The organism is Pseudomonas sp. K8, from assembly GCF_014889455.1.
Lineage (GTDB): Bacteria > Pseudomonadota > Gammaproteobacteria > Pseudomonadales > Pseudomonadaceae > Aquipseudomonas > Aquipseudomonas veronii.
Window position 1 is genome coordinate 1 of the sequence record NZ_VJWO01000020.1, and the last position, 16,831, is coordinate 16,831.

Annotated in this window: 11 protein-coding genes; 8 read left to right on the top strand and 3 right to left on the bottom strand. The window is 63.2% G+C overall.

Annotation, left to right across the window (positions count from 1 at the left end):
• Nucleotides 1-372: 372 nt before the first annotated feature.
• Entirely contained in the window at nucleotides 373-2,391 is a 2,019-nt protein-coding gene (locus INT12_RS15635) for a TonB-dependent receptor (protein ID WP_046384575.1), read from the bottom strand.
• A gap of 210 nt (nucleotides 2,392-2,601) precedes the next feature.
• On the opposite strand from INT12_RS15635, the gene INT12_RS15640 reads away from it, so the two are divergent.
• Entirely contained in the window at nucleotides 2,602-2,835 is a 234-nt protein-coding gene (locus INT12_RS15640) for a VF530 family DNA-binding protein (protein WP_010212838.1), read from the top strand.
• Between the two features lie 4 nt (nucleotides 2,836-2,839).
• Nucleotides 2,840-3,463, top strand: coding sequence for a Pr6Pr family membrane protein (locus INT12_RS15645; RefSeq protein WP_193039704.1), 624 nt, complete (start codon nucleotides 2,840-2,842; stop codon nucleotides 3,461-3,463).
• Nucleotide 3,464: 1 nt separating this feature from the next.
• On the opposite strand, the gene INT12_RS15650 is transcribed toward INT12_RS15645, so the two are convergent.
• Both INT12_RS15650 and INT12_RS15655 read right to left on the bottom strand, forming a co-directional pair.
• On the bottom strand, nucleotides 3,465-4,232 hold the full coding sequence (locus INT12_RS15650; protein WP_169881176.1) for a siderophore-interacting protein: 768 nt from the start codon (nucleotides 4,230-4,232) through the stop codon (nucleotides 3,465-3,467).
• Nucleotides 4,229-4,798 (bottom strand): PadR family transcriptional regulator, encoded by a 570-nt coding sequence (locus INT12_RS15655; protein WP_017844567.1) that lies wholly within the window; start codon nucleotides 4,796-4,798, stop codon nucleotides 4,229-4,231. The genes INT12_RS15650 and INT12_RS15655 overlap by 4 nt, the downstream gene beginning before the upstream one ends.
• Nucleotides 4,799-4,955: 157 nt before the next feature.
• Here INT12_RS15655 and INT12_RS15660 point away from each other — a divergent pair, with 157 nt between their 5' ends.
• The 6 genes from INT12_RS15660 (at nucleotide 4,956) to INT12_RS15685 (ending at nucleotide 16,819) form a co-directional block, all read left to right on the top strand.
• Nucleotides 4,956-10,667, top strand: coding sequence for a membrane-targeted effector domain-containing toxin (locus tag INT12_RS15660; protein WP_193058909.1), 5,712 nt, complete (start codon nucleotides 4,956-4,958; stop codon nucleotides 10,665-10,667).
• 444 nt (nucleotides 10,668-11,111) lie between these two features.
• Nucleotides 11,112-11,603 (top strand): CS1 type fimbrial major subunit, encoded by a 492-nt coding sequence (locus INT12_RS15665; protein ID WP_017844569.1) that lies wholly within the window; start codon nucleotides 11,112-11,114, stop codon nucleotides 11,601-11,603.
• A 114-nt stretch (nucleotides 11,604-11,717) separates the two neighbouring features.
• Nucleotides 11,718-14,237 carry a TcfC E-set like domain-containing protein gene (locus INT12_RS15670; protein WP_193039701.1) on the top strand — a complete coding sequence of 840 codons (2,520 nt, stop codon included), beginning with the start codon at nucleotides 11,718-11,720 and terminating at the stop codon, nucleotides 14,235-14,237.
• Between the two features lie 118 nt (nucleotides 14,238-14,355).
• Nucleotides 14,356-15,096 carry a hypothetical protein gene (locus INT12_RS15675; protein ID WP_017844572.1) on the top strand — a complete coding sequence of 247 codons (741 nt, stop codon included), beginning with the start codon at nucleotides 14,356-14,358 and terminating at the stop codon, nucleotides 15,094-15,096.
• A complete protein-coding gene (locus tag INT12_RS15680) occupies nucleotides 15,093-15,563 on the top strand; it encodes a CS1 type fimbrial major subunit (RefSeq protein WP_017844573.1) in 471 nt (156 codons plus the stop codon). The genes INT12_RS15675 and INT12_RS15680 overlap by 4 nt, the downstream gene beginning before the upstream one ends.
• Nucleotides 15,564-15,604: 41 nt before the next feature.
• Nucleotides 15,605-16,819: a hypothetical protein gene (locus INT12_RS15685; RefSeq protein ID WP_017844574.1), complete on the top strand. Its 1,215-nt coding sequence runs from the start codon at nucleotides 15,605-15,607 to the stop codon at nucleotides 16,817-16,819.
• The last annotated feature ends 12 nt before the right edge of the window (nucleotides 16,820-16,831 follow it).

Genomic DNA, 16,831 nt, shown 5'->3' on the forward strand with positions numbered 1-16,831 from the left:
AGGGCTCTTTCCCCCCCACTCGGCACCTCGCCTAGGCTCGGTGTGCCCGAACGCAGGCTTGAATCCGTGGGCCGCCGTCATGGGCCATCCCTGGCCCAGGACGGCTAACCCGGCGTCCTGCCGGGTTACCCACGGATTCAAGCCTGCGTTCGGCCAGCGTGGTTTAACGGGGCGCCTCAGATCAAGATCAAGAGCCTCGCTTCGCATTGTGGAGTGCTTTGGATCAAAAGCGGATCAAGAGCCTCGCTTCGCATTGTGGGGTGCTTTGGATTAAAAGCAGGTCAAGAGCCTCGCTTTGCATTGTGAGGTGCTTTGGATCAAAAGCGGATCAAGAGCCTCGCTTCGCATCGTTGGGCGGTTCTTTTTGGGGCGTTAGAAGGTGGTGCGCAGGCCCACTTGTACGCTTCTGCCTGCTGCCGGGGCGATGTCGCGCAGGATCGAGCTGGCATAGCGCACGGTTTGGTTGGTCAGGTTTTCGCCATTGACGAATGCCAGCCACTGGCTGCCGCCGACGTTGAAGCGATAGCCGGCGCTGGCGCCCAGTGTGGTGTAGCCGTCGGTGCCGCTTTCGTTGGAGGGCACACGGCCTTGTCCGGCGGCGTGTTCGATGTCGATGCGCGCTTGCCAGCGGTCCAGTTCCCACAGCAAGCCGCTGTTCAGGCGCAGCGGTGCGATGCGCGGCAGGGCTTCGCCGGTGTCGAGGTTGGTGGCGCGGGTGTAGTCGCCCGACAGTTCCAGTGCAAACTTGCCGTAGGCGCCTTCGCCGAGCTTCCAGTGATCCTGGGCTTCAAAGCCGGCGAAACGGGCGCGCACTCCCGAGTATTCGTATTCGGGGATGCCGCCGGCGTCTTCTTCACCTTCGTCGTTCAATGTGCGACCTGTGCCCAGCAGGCCGATGTAGTTGGAGAAACGGCTGTAGAACACGCCGAAGCTGCCCTTGTGCGTGCCGTTGTCAAAGCGCAGTGCGAGGTCGCTGGATACGGCTTTTTCTTTCTTCAGGTTGGCGTTGCCCAACTCGTAGGTGCCGGTGGCGACGTGAGCGCCGTTGGCGTACAGCTCGTAGAAGGTTGGCGCGCGTTCGGTGTAGCCCAGGGTTGCGGCCAGCGACCAGATCGGCGTGAGGGTGTACACCGCGCCGGACGACAGGCTGCCGGCGGTGAAGTCGTTGGTCTTGTCGGCATTGGCGAAGCGCGCGTTGCCTTTGCTGTCCGGGTCGACGCTGGTGTGCTCCAGGCGCCCGCCGAGGCTGAGTTTCAGGCGCTCGGTGGCCTGCATTTCTTCGAGGATGAACAGCGCGCCGGCGTTGGTGTCGGTCTGCGGTACGAAGGCTTCTTCGCCGAGGGCCGAGAACTCGTTGCGGGTCACTTGTGCGCCGACCACGCCGTCGAACGGGCCGAGCGGCTGGTGGCGCGCTTCAACCCGGGCTTCATAGCCTTTGTTCTTGAAGATCGTGCCGGTTTCGCCGCCTTCGATTTCGCGGTGCTCGTAGTCGGTGTAGCCGGCGTCGAGTTTCACCGAGGTGAACGGGCCTTGCAGGTTGCGTACCTCGGAGGCAAACGCGTAGTGGTCCTGCTTCATGCGGATCCGCACAGCCTGTTCGGCGGGTGAGCCGTAGTTGCTGTCGTAGGTGCTGTAGGACAGCCCGGCATAACCGTCGTCCCAGGTGTAGGAACCGCCCAGCGCACCGCCGTCCTGGCGCCCGTCGCTGTTGCCCAGGCGGCCGTTTTTGCCGGGGCCGTCTTCGGCTTCCGGGGCGTGGCGGCTGCGGGCTTGGCCCGGGATTTTGAGGTCGTTGAATTCCCGTGCATTCGCGTCCAGGTGCAGGGCGAAGGTGCCGTTGCCGGCTTCGAGTTTGCCCGCGCTGCTGCGCGTGGTGTCGGCGCCGCCGTAGCGTAATTCGCCGGCGCCGTGGATGCCTTCGATGGCTTCGGTGGGGATGCGATTGTCGAAGGTGTTGACCACCCCGCCGATGGCGCTGCCGCCGTACAACAGGGCCGCCGGGCCGCGCACGATTTCGATGCGGTCGACGTTGACCGGGTCCAGCGGCACGGCGTGGTCGTAGGACAGCGACGACGCATCCAGCGCGCCCACACCGTTGCGCAGCAGGCGAATGCGGTCGCCATCCTGGCCGCGGATGATCGGTCGGCTGGCGCCCGGGCCGAAGTAGGACGACGACACGCCCGGTTGTTTGTTCAGGGTTTCGCCGAGGCTGCCTTTTTGCTGCAGGGTCAGCTCATCGCCTTCCAGCACGGTGGTCGGCGAAGCCAGTTGCGCGCTGCCCAGGGGGTTGGCGGTGATGACTTGGGGTTGCAGTTCCAGCGCATGGGCTTCGGAGCAGATCAGCAGGGCGGCGGCGAGGGGCGACAAGCGCCAGGCAGAGGAGAGGGACATCGGACATTCCTTGGCAAACGACAAAAAGAGAAGGCGGCAAACGGTAACGAACAGCTTACGGTTGATAATTATCGTTACAATATAACATCTCTTTTTATCCTGAAAAGGGCAACTTTTCCCCAGGGGCTATATTCAATGCGGTGCTTCCACCTGTTCGCCCCGTCGGCTAAGGTGCGCGGCTGTATTTCCTCTTTTTGCAAAAGGCCTGGCATGACCGCGACAAGCAACGACCCGCTTCACGGCGTGACTCTGCAACACGTCCTCACCACCCTGGTGGAACACTACGAATGGAGCGGTCTGGCCGAGCGCATCGATGTCCGCTGTTTCAAGAGCGACCCGAGCATCAAGTCGAGCCTGACGTTCCTGCGCAAAACCCCGTGGGCGCGGGAGAAAGTCGAAGGGCTGTACGTGAAACTGATGCGTACCAAACGCCCGTTGGACTGAGCCCATGAAACGCGGTGTGACGGCGGCGGCCCTGGCCGGTTGGGTGGGGTTGGCGATTCAGCAATACCTGATTTTCTATTCGCGCTGGTCGACGGGCGCGAGCCTGTTGGGCGGGCTGGTCAACTTCTTCAGCTTCTTCACCGTGTTGACCAACACCCTGGTGGTGGTGGTGCTGAGCTACGCCGTGGTTGATCGTGATTCAGCGGCGAAGCGGTTTTTCCTGGCGCCCAGGGTCAGCAGCGCGATTGCCGTCAGCATCGTGCTGGTGAGCCTGGCCTATAACCTGTTGCTGCGGCACCTGTGGCAGCCCGAAGGGTTCCAGTTCATCGCCGACGAATTGCTGCACGACGTGATGCCGCTGCTGTTTGTCGTCTACTGGTGGCGGTGTGTGCCCAAGGGCACGTTGCAGTGCAAACACATTGGCCTCTGGGTGTTGTACCCGTTGCTGTACTTCGCCTATGTGCTGCTGCGCGGGGATTTGCTCGGGCAATACCAGTACCCGTTTTTCGACGTCGGCACCCTCGGTTATCCACAGGTGTTCGTGAATGCCGGGGGGATTCTGGCGGGGTTTGTGCTGATTGCTCTGGCGGTGGTGGGGTTGGATAAAAGCATCAAACCCCACGGATGACTCACTCTTCCTCACTGCCCTCGGCGCGCCAGTAGCCGACGGCCTTGAGGAACGCTTCATCGACCTTGTGCGTATCCAGCAGCACCCGGCGCACCTGGCGCGACAGCTTGGTTTCCATCGCGACGAAGGTGTACAGCGCACCGCTCGGCAGCGTCAGTGCGCGCACGGTGTCGAGCAGGTCGGCCTGGCCGCGCACCACCCAAATCACTTCTACCTCGGCCGCGCTTTGCAGTGTTTGCCGTTCCGCCGCATCGGCGATTTCGATCACCGCCAGCACCGTGCGCCCGGCCGGCAGTTCTTCGAGGCGGCGGGCGATGGCGGGCAGGGCGGTTTCGTCGCCGATCAGCAGGTAGCTGTCGAAGATGTCCGGCACGATCATCGAGCCCCGTGGGCCGCCGATGTACAGGTGCTGGCCGACTTGAGCCTGCTCGGCCCAGGTGGAGGCGGGGCCGTCGCCGTGCAGCACGAAGTCGATGTCCAACTCACCGAGGTTCAGGTCGAAACGCCGTGGTGTGTAGTCGCGCATGGCCGGCTGCGGGCCATCGCCCTTGATACTGAAGGTCGGGCTTTGCAGCGCGGCTTGCTCGGCGGCGTTCTGCGGGAACATCAGCTTGATGTGATCGTCACTGCCCAGGCTGACAAACCCCGCCAGTTCGGGGCCGCCGAGGGTGATGCGGCGCATGCGCGGGGTGATATCGACCACCCGCAGCACGTCGAGGCGACGGCGTTTGATCTCGTGGCTGACGCGATGGATGACGGGCGTATTCATTGATTTTCCCCCTGGACAGCTTGAACGGCCGGGCCGTCGACGATGGCTTGTGCGGTGCTGTTGAGCAGCGTGGCGACCCGCGCGATTTCTTCGGCGCTCCAGCGTCCGTGGTGCAGTTGCAAGGCATGACGCAAGTTATGCACCGCCTCGTGGATTTCGGGCGGGCGATCATGGCCGCGCAGCGAGCGTTTGCTCACGTCGATACGCATTCGCACGCCTTCCAGTGCAATCGCCTGCTCACTTAAAGAAAGACGACCGGCGTCGGTGATGGTGTAGCGTTTTTTTCCGCCTTCGGCATCGCCGCTGATCAATTCGCTTTCTTCAAGGAAGGTCAGGGTCGGGTAGATCACACCGGGGCTGGGGCTGTAGGCGCCGTCGAACAGGCCTTCGATCTGGCGGATCAGGTCGTAGCCGTGGCACGGCTGCTCGGCGATCAGCGCCAGCAACAGCAACTTCAGGTCGCCGGGGGCGAACACGCGTGGGCCGCGACCACCGCGTTCACGGCCGGGGCGTTTTTCGAAGCCGTCGCGGCCGTCGCCGTGGGAATGGGGATGATGCTCTCTCATTTTGGGTCTCTCCGTTTTGGTTAAGATATAACTTAAGATATATCTTTAGACTGTTCAAGATCAGTCGACCAACGGTCGCGGCCTACTTAACTACCACCGTCCCGCGTGATACGCCCAGCATGCTGATGGCTCTTCCCATGTGCATGGAGCCAGTGCGATGAGCACATTGATTTCTCCCCCTTACTCGCCAACCTCCTTGGAAATACGCGGTTATCTGCATCAGATCGGTCACCAGTTGCTCGAAACCGACACCCCGTTACTGTCCAAGCGGCCGCTCCCCGTCGAGTTACAACAGCTTGAAAAACTCAACCAGACGCTCACGGCGCACGCGCGCGCTCACTTCGACCGCTGTCGTGCGCTGTATGCCGATGTGGCTCAGGCCGACCTGCAAAGTGACGAGGGCAAGCAACGGCTGGCGACGCTCAAGCGCGACCTCACGGCGCACTTGCAGAAACTGGACGAAACCGGGGTGTTGGGCGGCCAAAGCCTGCGCACGTTCATGGCCAACGACGCCGGCCTGGTCGCGTTGGAACTCGAAGCCAGGCTCAACATCCAGGACTCTCTGCTGCATCGTGAAGAGGCCCGCCTGGTGCAGAACCTGGGGCTCGGGCCGAGCTTTCGACCGGGCATCTATGCGCTGACTTTCAGCTATCGAGCCCAGACGATCGAGTTCGCCGGGGCCTTTGTGTTGACCGAAAAAAACACCCCCGTGGTCGCGCAGCTGACCCCGGCCGACGATGCCGGCTACGTCGTGCTGTTCACGCCGGCCCGCGGCTTCGAGTCGTTCAGCTCGCTGGCCGAGATGAACCGCCGACTGCGCGAGACGATGGCGGTCGGCGGCTGGCGCAAGGAGTTCATGCGCCTGCTGCCGCGCCAGTACTGGGGGCTGTCCGTCATGGGCGTCTGGCCGTTGCAGCTGGTCCCCATCAACAGCGAACCGCTGTGCGAACACACCTACGACGCCAGGCTGGCCAAACGCGCGCTGGATATCGATTGGGCCTTGAGCCTGGACGCCAACCCCGACCATAGCGCCCGGCAGCTGCTTGCCGAGTTGGACGACGCGATTCGCGCGGCCTTGCCCGACCTCAGCCCGCGCCTGGAATTGCGCGCCCAGCGCCTGCTCGACCGTTGCCTGGAGCACAGCGCCCCGGCCTGGTATCGCAACGCGCCGAGCCACCAGCGCGAGGCCCTGGCGCGGCAGCTGAGCGAGTACGACGAGGCCCGCCAAGCCCTGCTGAACCTGTTCGGCCATGCCGCCTCGCCGCAGGCCCTGGCGCGCTATCAGTTGCTCGAACAACTGGCCGCTGACCTGGAAATCACCGACCTGGACCCCGACCGCCTGCAAATCCGCACGCGCCGCAGTGTGGCCAGGGTCGGCGCCTACGAGCAGAAACACAACCTGACCGCGCTGGCGCTGCGCGGCCTGCACACCGGCGACGAACTGCCCGGCTCGGCGTTTTTGCTCAATACCACCCTCACGTATGCCGACGCGCCACTGCCCGAGCGCTATCAAGACCTGACCCCGGCCTATCTGGTCAGCCTGCTCGACAGCCTCAAACCGCGTGCGGAGTTTGAGGCCGTGCGCCGCGAGTACTACGCCAAGCCGCAGATCCACGCCGCCATCGAACAGATGCTCGACCGCCGCATCAATGCCCTGGCCTACACGGCTACGCTGCAAAACCACATCACCGAGGCCGACTATCAACGCGTTACCCGCCTGCGTCGCGGCACCGCCGCGCAACTGCACGCGAGCAGCGTTGCGCTCAATGGCTGCGTGCTCAAGGACCTCTGGCTGCTGCGCGAGCGCGACGAGCAGGGCGCGATCCAGCGCTTGCTGCTGTGTACCCCCGAAGCGCCGCAGGCCCAGCAGTTTCATGGGTTCGACACGGAAACCGGCTGCCAGGCGCATATCCTCGGCTGGTGCGCGGACGAAACCATGCGCGCTTATCTGCTGGGGCAAGTCGCCCTCAAGTCCCGCGCGGGTCTGGAAACGTTCATGGCTGGCCTGGGCTTCATTCCGGCGCGCCAGGAATATCGCCACGTCACCTTCAGCCAGGCGGCCGACCACGCCGATTGCCTCAAGGCCCTGCGCGCCCAACTGCTGCAGGTGCAGACCGACGATTACCACTGGGGCACCCCGACGTGGTACCGGGCCGCCACCGAGGCCCAGCGTCGACAACTGACTCAACTGGCGGAAAACGCCGAAGGCGCGGCGAACACCTATGCGCAAAACCCGTTATCCGACGCCCGCTTCATCAGCTTCGAGCGCTTCCTGCATGCCCAGGCCAAGACGCAGCTCAACGCCCTGCTGGGGCGCCAGCGGCAAAACGATGTCGACCCCGATACGGTGTGGGTGCATTACCCCAAAGACTTCCCGGCGTTGACGCGCCCCGCGTCGGTGTCCTACACCCGCCTGTATCGCGATGGTTATGAGGATTCGCTGGGGTTTCTCGACGCCAGGTTCGACACCGTCGCCACCTTCATGGGCCCGGCCGGGGTCGACCTGAGCAAGCTCACGCCGCGCAACGTCGCGCTTTCGGTGCGCGGCGTATGGATCGGCCAGCGCTACGCCGATGAAGTCCAGGCCACACTGCAAAACCCGGCCAGCCCCGGATATGCCCTGCGCCGCGACGCAACGCTGGCGATCAACCAGTTGCAGTTGCACAGCGCGGCGCTCGAATCGCGCCTCAAAGGCCATATCGCCCAGGTCGATCTGGATTGGTTTGAACGCGCCATCAAGAGCCTGGACGACACCTCGGTCGAGACGCGCAGCACCTACAACGTGCATCGCCTGATGATCGACGGCGACTGGGTGATCGACACCTTGCTGTTCAGCCACGGCGCGAATCCGGTGTTGCTCTATACACCGCAGGCGCCGGACGGCGTGTTCTTGCGCGAAGCCCGGCTGTTCAACTACCTGCTGAAAAAAGTCGACGGCATGCTCGATTACTTCAGCGCCCGCGTCGGTGTGCAGTCCCGGGTGCGCGTCCGGCGTTTTCTGCAAACCGCCCAGGCCGGCCTGCCCGCAGACCTCAACAGCACCGACCTGAGCCTGGCGCGCTACGACGCGATCGAGCGCGTGCCGCCCGTGCTCGACCTGCGTCACCTGCTGCACGACATGAAGCTGCAACGCAAGATCGACGACGTTGCCGCCACCACGGTCAATCGCACCGACATGATCATGGGCCTGGTCTGGAGTTGCCTCGAACCGCTGATCGCCATTGCGACCGCGCCGTTCCCGGTGTTGAGCCTGAGCCTGGGCCTGCTGCTGGCGCTCAAGGACGGCATGCTGGCCCTGCACGCCTACAACCAGGGCGACACCGATGCGGCGCTGCAACACTTCGTCGGCTACCTGAGCAACAGCCTCGGCGCAGTGTTCACCGACCTGCGCCCGGCGCTCAAGTCCATCGGCCCGCTGCTCCGGCCGATGCGCCACCTCATGCGCCCAGCAGCGCCGCGCCAGGCCATGGCGTTGATCCAGCAACTGCAGCCGCCGAGCCCCGCGCTCGCCGGTATGCAGGCGGTGTGGTTCGAGGGCCGGCCGTTGTGGGCGGGCAAAACCCCCGATGCCCTGGGTCGCTATCTGCTGTTTCGCCAGGACCCGGTGAGCGGCAAACTCGTGTCGACCACCCGCCTGGTCAACCAGAACGCCAAGGGCCGCTGGGTGCGCTCGGGCCTCACCGGCGGGGCGCCGAAACGCCCCGCGCCAAGCCCCCCCGCGTTGCAGCGCTATGAAGTTCCGCCGGAGCTGGCCAAGGACTACGAAAGCGTTCTGAGCGTGGAGTTTCGCAACACCTCCAGCGTCGATGAGTTGTTGGGCGAGGGCACCCGCGACAGCCTGCTGACCTATGAAATGGCCCCGCTCCAGGCCCCTTACCTGCACGCCTACCTGCAGTTGCGCGGCGATGCCGACACGTTCTTCGCCCAGCTCAATCCCATCGTCCCCAGGGCCGATGTACTGGCCTTCGAAGCCAGCGCGAGCCATCGGCACATCCTGGAAAGCGCCTTCAAGGAAAACCCCGGCTTGGTGGTGGGCGCCGTGCCTGGCTCGCTCGCCGCCAAACAGCTGCTGATCGACAATATGCACACCCTCTACGAGCAGGGCGTGCGGCGCCTGTACATCGAGTACCTGCCGGCGGACCTGTTCCGGGTCAAACTGGACAAGTTCAACGCCGGCGGCAGCTACCGGCACATCAGCGAGTACCTGAAAAAAGTCGAGGCAGCCCTGGGGATCGCCAACGACTCGCCGCATTCCTATCGCGCCCTGATCCTTGCGGCGCGCCGGCAAAACATCGCCGTCTGTGGGCTGGACGCGTCCACCGGCTACGAGGTGGACAAAGCCTTCAACCTGAAAAACGGTGCGCTGGTCAGCCCTCGGCCCAACGCCCAGCGAAACTTCTACTCCCACACGCTGATCGAGGCCGACCTCGGCGCAAAACCCGGCGAAGGGTGGGTTGCCCTGGTCGACAGCCGCCGTCTCAACACGCACACCCAGACCCCGGGCCTGGCCGACCTGCAAAAGACCCTGAGTGTGCGCGTCGAAGACGCCGCCCCCGGCCAACCGGTGGGCATCTGGAACGATACGCCCGGCGCGATCGTCGACGACCCGGCGGCCAAAGCCGACTTCAAGCTGACCCTGCAAACCGCCTACACGGCGCCCCCGGCATTCGTCACCGCGCCTGGCCGCGCAAGCGCGTACAGCGAGTTCGACATCGACTCGCGGTTCGTCCCCGAGCTGCATGAAATGGGCAAAGGCGCGCATGCGTTCGACACCCGTTATGGGTCGCTCAACCCGAAAATCGCCGCTGCCGAAAGCGCCTTCCGCAAGACCCGCGAGCGCCTGAACACAGCGGCGCAGGCGTTCTTCAAAACCCCTGAACTACCCCCCAGGCCGACGTTGCCGGACCTGCCGGCGAACACCACGCCCGCCGACTTTATCGCGCAAAGCTACCAACACGCTCGGGGGCTGATTGTCTGCGAGAGCCACGTCGAGCAATCGAGCAAGGCGCTGCTGATCGATCAGATGAAGGCGCTCAAGCAGCAAGGCGTCAAAACCCTGTACATGGAGCACCTGTTCACCGACCTGCACCAGGCCGACCTGGATACCTTCCAGCACACGGGCGTATTGCCCCCAGCGCTCAAAGACCGCCTGTGGACCCTCGACCGGGGCCACATGCCCGAGTACCGTGGGCCGCACACCTACACCAGCGTCGTGGAAGTGGCAGGCAAACACGGCCTGCGCATCCGCGCATTGGATTGCGTATCGAGCTACCACACCAAGGGCATGAGTGCGCCGCAGACGTCGCGCATTGCGATGTTCAACTTCTTTGCCGGCGAGGTCATCCGTCTAGACCAGGCTGCCGAGGGCGCGCACAAGTGGGTGGCGCACATGGGCAATGCCCATGTGCATTCGGTCGAAGGGATTGCGGGGGTGGCCCAGACGCAAGGGGCGATCAGCCTGCGGCTCTCAGATGTACCGGCGGGTACGGCCAGCGAGCTGCGCTCAGGGCTGCAATGGACCGTCGCCTACGGATCGTCGTTGTACCCCAACCGGCTGACGGCGATCCGCAGCGACTTCACCCTGGCTGTCGGCGTCCCTGGCATGCGTCCTCCTCGCGCCTATGTTCCCGCCGATCGTTCACGCTTGATGCGACCGGGGCAGTTCATGGTCGAGCAGCTTTCACCCCATGAAGTGAATCTGGTGCATCACTCGCGCAGCGGCGAGATCCTTTCCACGCCGGTGCAGATCGACGATCAAGGCCGCTTCTTCATCGAGCGCTGGGCAGAACTGAAGGACGAGCGGTTCAGCGCGTTCGAACGGCTGCTCTCGGCCCTCGATCAGGTGGTGAAACTCACCCACGTCCAGTAAACCTGACCCCCCTGCCGGCGCGGGCAGGGGGGTGGAAAAGTCCAGATCCTACGTCAATAACAGCGTCGTCAATCTAGGCGGTGGCCGTTGAAGGCGTAGAGTGATGCCCTCGTGTAGTTCCAATACTACAGATATGAAGTTGTGCGTTAAGTGTCTCCTGATAACTGTACTGCTTTTATTGAATTATCTGTGTGTCATTAACGTCTTACAGTCGTTTTTTTAAAAATCGTATTTATTGCATTTCTTCCTCCAGCGTAATGGCCTATTGGCCTGCATGTTTCTCGGAGCTTGCCTGCTTACTTTTAAAGCGCATTGGTCGAATATTTCCCGGCGTTGAATGTTCAGCCAAACAATGAACATTGCGCCGCGCTGTTAGTTGGAAGTGAGTCTTGACTTGCTTTTTAGTTAACCGCCTTCCTTTAAATGACTACTAGGTATTCAAGCATGATCAAGAAGTTTGCTGTTCTGCTCCCGCTGGCTGTTGCGGTATTGGGTTCTTCGGCTGCCATGGCCGCCAACGATGCAAGCACCACGATCAACATCAAGGCCGACATCCCTACCAAGCAGTTCCACGCCCAGCCCCTGGACCCCAACTTCGGTCGCGACGAAATCATGACCTACAACACCGTGACCGGCGAACTGAGCACGCTGTCCTCGATGTTCACCCTGAAAAACACCGGTGGCTCGATCGACGCCTACCTGCAGGACGGCCCGGCGGCGCTCACCAACGGCACGGACTCGATCCCGCTGACCATCACCCTGGGCACCGTGGCCCTGACCGGTAGCCCGCAAGAAGTGGCCGCCGACGCAGAGTCCAACCCCGGCCTGCAAAAGCTGATGACCATCAAGGCCGCCAAACCGGCGGACACCCAGACCGGTCTCTACACCAGCGTCGCCACCGTGATCTTCGACAACGTGCCGCGCACCGCTTTCTAAGCACCCGGCACGCGATAAGGCCGCACCTTATCGATCACACCCACCGCCCGCAGGTTGTGTTCGCCTGCGGTCGGTTTCCAGATGGTTTGCAGTTCGCCATAGAGTATTAAGTTCATGTTCCCGATGAAACCCATCGCGGCGGCGCTGGCCCTGCTTGCCTGTTCGGCTGCCTGGGCGACGGCTGATAACAGTTATACGCCACGCAGTTTACTGGCTCAGGCGAAAGGTTTGCCGAGCGAATTCGAAGAGCATTTTTTTGATGTGCCCCTGGCCGTGCGTATCGAACGCGACGAAGTCTTTCTGGGCGAGGCGATGGTGATACTTTCGCGCGATGACCGCCTCACGCTGCTGGACTTTACCGATATCAGCGACAGCCCGATACAACCCGCTGAGCGCGATACCTGGAGCGACTACCTGCAACAAGGCGCGGCCCTGGGAAGTTGCACGCAAACCTGCCCGGAGAAGATGTTGGCGGTGCATTACAACCTGGAAAACTCGCTGGTCTCGATCCTCACGGAGAACGCCGAGCACGACACCGATCATCAGCGTTATTACCACCAGCCCCAGGATGGCAGCACGGGCTTGATTGTCAGCAACCAGTTGAACCTCAACGGCGGCCAAGCGCAGGAACTCGGCGGACGTTTCGGGGTTGAAGCCAGCAGCAGCCTGGGGAACTGGAGCCATGCGCTCAACCTGCAACTGGCACGCCTCGGCGGGCCGGACACCCAGCTTTATCACGCACTGTATTCGCTGTACGCCCAGCGCGAATTCGAAGGCCAGTTCCTGCGCCTGGGCTATTTCACGCCCACCTCCGAGGGGCTCAATCGCCAGCCGCGTGCGTTCGGCGCCGCGCCGGATATCGCCGTGGGTGCGATGCTCGGCAGTTCCGACAGCCTGGCTATCAACAACCCCAAGCCCAGCGTGTACCCGATCTACGTCACCTCCAACCGCCAGGGCTCGGTAGAGATTTACCGCAACGGCCTGCTGATCAACACCCAGGCGGTGGCCGCCGGTTTGCAGAGCATCGATACGCGGCCGTTGCCCGGTGGCATTTATGAAGTGGAAGTGCGCCTGGTCGAGGACGGCCAGGTCACTGCCACCACCCAGGAGTTGGTGTACAAGCCCAACAACTGGCGCAACCATGACGAGCGCTGGCGCTACAACGTGTTCGCCGGCCGCGAAAGCACCTTGTTCAACAACTGGGAGCAACGCGACAAAGGCGATATGACCGCCGGCGCTTCGCTCAATTACCTGCTGCACCCGCGCGTGATCGTCGGCTTGTCCGGGCGCCAGGTGCAGGAGCGCATGCAATACGGCGTTTCCATCGACTGGACGCTGGCGACCCAGGCGAGCCTGTACGCCAACGTCTACCAGACCCAGGACCACGGCACCGGCATGGACGTGCAAGGCCTCTACAGTTATGGCGCCGGCAGCGTGATCGCCAGCCACAACCGCAGTTGGCTGGACACCCGCAACACCTACGACACGCTGCCCGACGGCACGCGGCTGCGCACCCGGCAAACCTTCGTCGGCCAGACCAGTACCTCGTCGCTGTCGATCAACCACCGCCTGATCAACCAGCATTCGCTCAATGCACGCCTGTCCCACAGCCAGGGCAACGTCGAGGGCGTCGGCCTGGACCTGGGTTGGAGCAAGCACGACCGGTTGTTCGGCAGCGATGCCAATTGGCGCCTGTCGCTGTTCGACCGCCCCGCCAGCCGCAGCACCGGCGACCGGCGCAACCGTGGCGTCGACCTGACCCTCAACCTGGCCCTCGGTGGGCCGGGCGAGCAGTGGTCGGGCAGCATCGGCTCGCGCACCTCGCGCGACGGCAAACGTGACAACAATGGCTCGCTGACCTACCGCAAAGACCTCAGCGGCCATGTGCTGCAGAACGTCTCGGCCACCGTGCTGACCGACACCTATGGCGTCGGCCTGTCCGGCATGACCAGCTTCCACGGCGACATGCTCGCAGGCGATGCGTTTGCCCAGCGCTCCTCCTTCAACGGCAACCTCACCGGCGGCCTCAACCTGCACAGCACCTTCGCCGTCGGCGGCCAGAAGATGGCCCTGACCAGCCAGTACCACGGCGACGGCGCGGGCATGATCGTCGATGTGGAAACCGACCTCGACGACATCACCCTGCGCGCCGACGACCTCAGCGGTGGCAGCACCGCGCTGCGGCCGGGGCGCAACTTCGTGCCGCTCACCGCTTACCGAACCGGCTCGGTGGCGTTCGACTTCGACGGCAACCACCCGCCGGCAGCGAACATCCAGCCGCCGCGCAGCGCCTACCACATCAACAAGGGCGGGGTGGACTACCGCAAGATCCGCGTGATGAAAACCGTCACCGTGCTCGGTCGCCTGCTCGACCCGCAGGGCCGCCCGCTCAAGGGGCATCACGTGATCAACCATGCCAGCCGTGGTGTCAGCGAGGTCGACGGGTTCTTCTCGATGGAAATGAACGCCGGCTCGCCCACCCTGGAAGTGCGCCGGGGCAACCAGTTGCTCTGTCAGTTCCGCCTCGATCCGAGCAAGGCCCGCAGCGAAAACGATGTGCTGATGATCGGCGACCTGCGTTGCACGCCGGATACCTTGGCCGATGGCGCATTCGAGCGGCCGACGTCGGGGTGATTCGCACAGGGTGTAAGCCATGAACATCGATACGGATAGGCCTGTTCGGGCGCGGGTATTTGCGCTTCGCAAGTCGAGTGGGTTGGCTTCAGGCCAACCGTTAATGAGGTGTAAAGCAATGAAAGTATTAGCCGCAATCCTGGGCGTGTGGATGGTTTCCCTGGGGGTCCAGGCGGGCCCGAATATCAACGTCGGCGTGGTCTATGACTACCTGGACGGGAGCAAGAGCAGCTACCTCAAACGCATCTTCAACGGCGGCACCAGCACCGCTTTCGTCAAGGTCGAGATCCTCGAAATCGTCTACGACGCCAGCGGCGTGCCCCAGGAAATTCCCGTGCAATCCCAGGCCGACGCCAGCGCCCGCGATGGCCTGATGGCCAGCCCCGCGCGCCTGATCGTGCCGGCCAACGGCATGCAGGGCACGCGCTTGCTGTACATGGGCGAGCGCGCCAGCGAGCGTTACTTCCGGGTGCGCTACATCCCGGTGGTGCCGGAAAAAGAGGACGCGTTTGCCCTGTCCGAAGAAGAGCGTGAGGAATATCAAAAGACCCTGCAGGCCGGCGTCAGCGTGCTGGCCGGCTATGGCACGGTGTTTTTCGTGCGCCCCAAGGACACCCGCTACGACACCCGCATCAACGATGGTGCCACTCGCTATGAACTGCGCAACAACGGCAACAGCGTGATCGTGGTCGACGAGTTCAAGAACTGTGTGGCCGGCAAGCCGACCGATTGCCATCCGACCACCAAGAACCACGTGCTGCCGGGGCGTGCCTTTACCTTCGATAAACAAACCGGGCGCCACTACACCTTCAAGCTGGTGGAAGGCGACACGCAGAAGAATCAAGAGGTGAAAGGATGAGCCGCTGGGCCGTGTTGGCGCTGTTGAGCGCGCTCAGCTTCAGCGCCCTGGCCGCCCGCGAGGAGGCGGTGTTCCAGGTGTCGGTCAAAGTCCCCACCAGTGACTTCTATGTATTGCCGCTCAACCCCGGCTTTCTGGAGCGTGAGCAAACCCTGAGCTGGAACCCGGTGACTGAAACCCTGAGTGCGCTGCGCGAGCCTTTCGATGTGAAAAACGTGTTGGGCGCGGTGGACGCTTACCTCGCCTATGAACCGGTGCTGTTCAACGGCCGCGACAACATTGCGCTCACCGTCACCTTCAATCAGCAGGTGCTGGGGCTCGACGCCATGCGCGTGGTGCCGGAAGCCGAGGCCCGTGTCGGCAAACGGGTGCTGCTGGAAATTGCCGCGCAGAAGCCTGAGGACGGTTACCTCCCCGGCCAGTACTTCGGCAACGTGCAGATCATTTTCGATGCGTTGCGCCCATGAACCGGGGGCCACGCTTGAGTTTTTTCAGAACGAGTGAACCCATGCAAATCAAAAACAAGGTGTTGGGGCTGTGGTTGGCCGGGCTGCTGGTGGGGCTGCCCGCCGACGTAACGGCGGCCACCGTGGACATCCTGGCCTCGTTCCGGCCGGACCCCAGCCAGCCGGCGCGCAACGTGTTCAAAAACCACACGCCGCCGGGTAACAGCTATTGCACCTGGGCGCCGCAGTACTGCAACGAGACGCGCTACAGCATCGGTCTTCCGATCGATTTTCGGATGAGCGCGCCGATCGTGCCGGGTGGAGACGATCGCAATCATCTGTTGTTTCATGCGCCGACCGAACGCAGAAACATCACCGTCGTGCATGACGAAACGGGAGAGGCCGAAACCCTTCAGTTCCGGATCAGTGGCATTGGCATGGTGTTCCGGTGGCTGCGGCAGGACCCCACTGTGCGTTGGGAACACGATTATCCACCGCCACCGTGTCAATCCAGCGGGGTGAGTGTCGGCAACCAATGGCTTTTCGCGTTCACCTGGTTTTTGCCGGAAGGCGTCAGGGGGTGTGCGCAAAGAGCCGCCAGCCATATTCCCGCCGAGACATTTTGGTTCGATGGCCTCGGTTTCACCTACGAATTGGTCACGCCCGACCCCCTGGGGATGAGGGCCGGGACCTACCGCGGGCAGGTGACGTACAGCGTCGGGCCGCACAAGGACTTCGACCTGGGCAACGTGATGTTACCCAACGATGAGCAGATCACCCTCAATTTCATTCTTTCGGTCGATCACATCCTCAAGGTCGAGATCCCGCCGGGCGGTGAGCGCGTCGAGTTGCTGCCTCAGGGTGGCTGGCAAGGCTGGTTGAGCCAGGGGCGCAAACCGACGCGGCTGTTCAGGGACCAGACCTTCAACTTCTATTCCACCGCGCGCTTCAGGATCGGCATGGAATGCCAGTACGTCGAGGCGGCAGACAACACCTGCCGGATCCGTGACGCCAGGTCGGGGCGCTCGGTGCCGTTGCAGGTCGGCGTGACCATGCCCCACGGCATCGTCGACCCCGAGGGCCAGCCGGTCCAGCGCCGTCCGCTGCGGCTGGACGGCAGCGGCACGCACCTGTTGCTGTCGACGATGTTCGTCGACCGCAAGCCTGGCACCCTGCATTTCGAAGTGGCGCGCGACGACGTGGAGACGATGTTGCAGCCCGGTGAGTCCGGCACCTATGAAGGGAACGTCACAGTGATCTGGGATTCGGAGGTGTGACCCGCGGGGGTT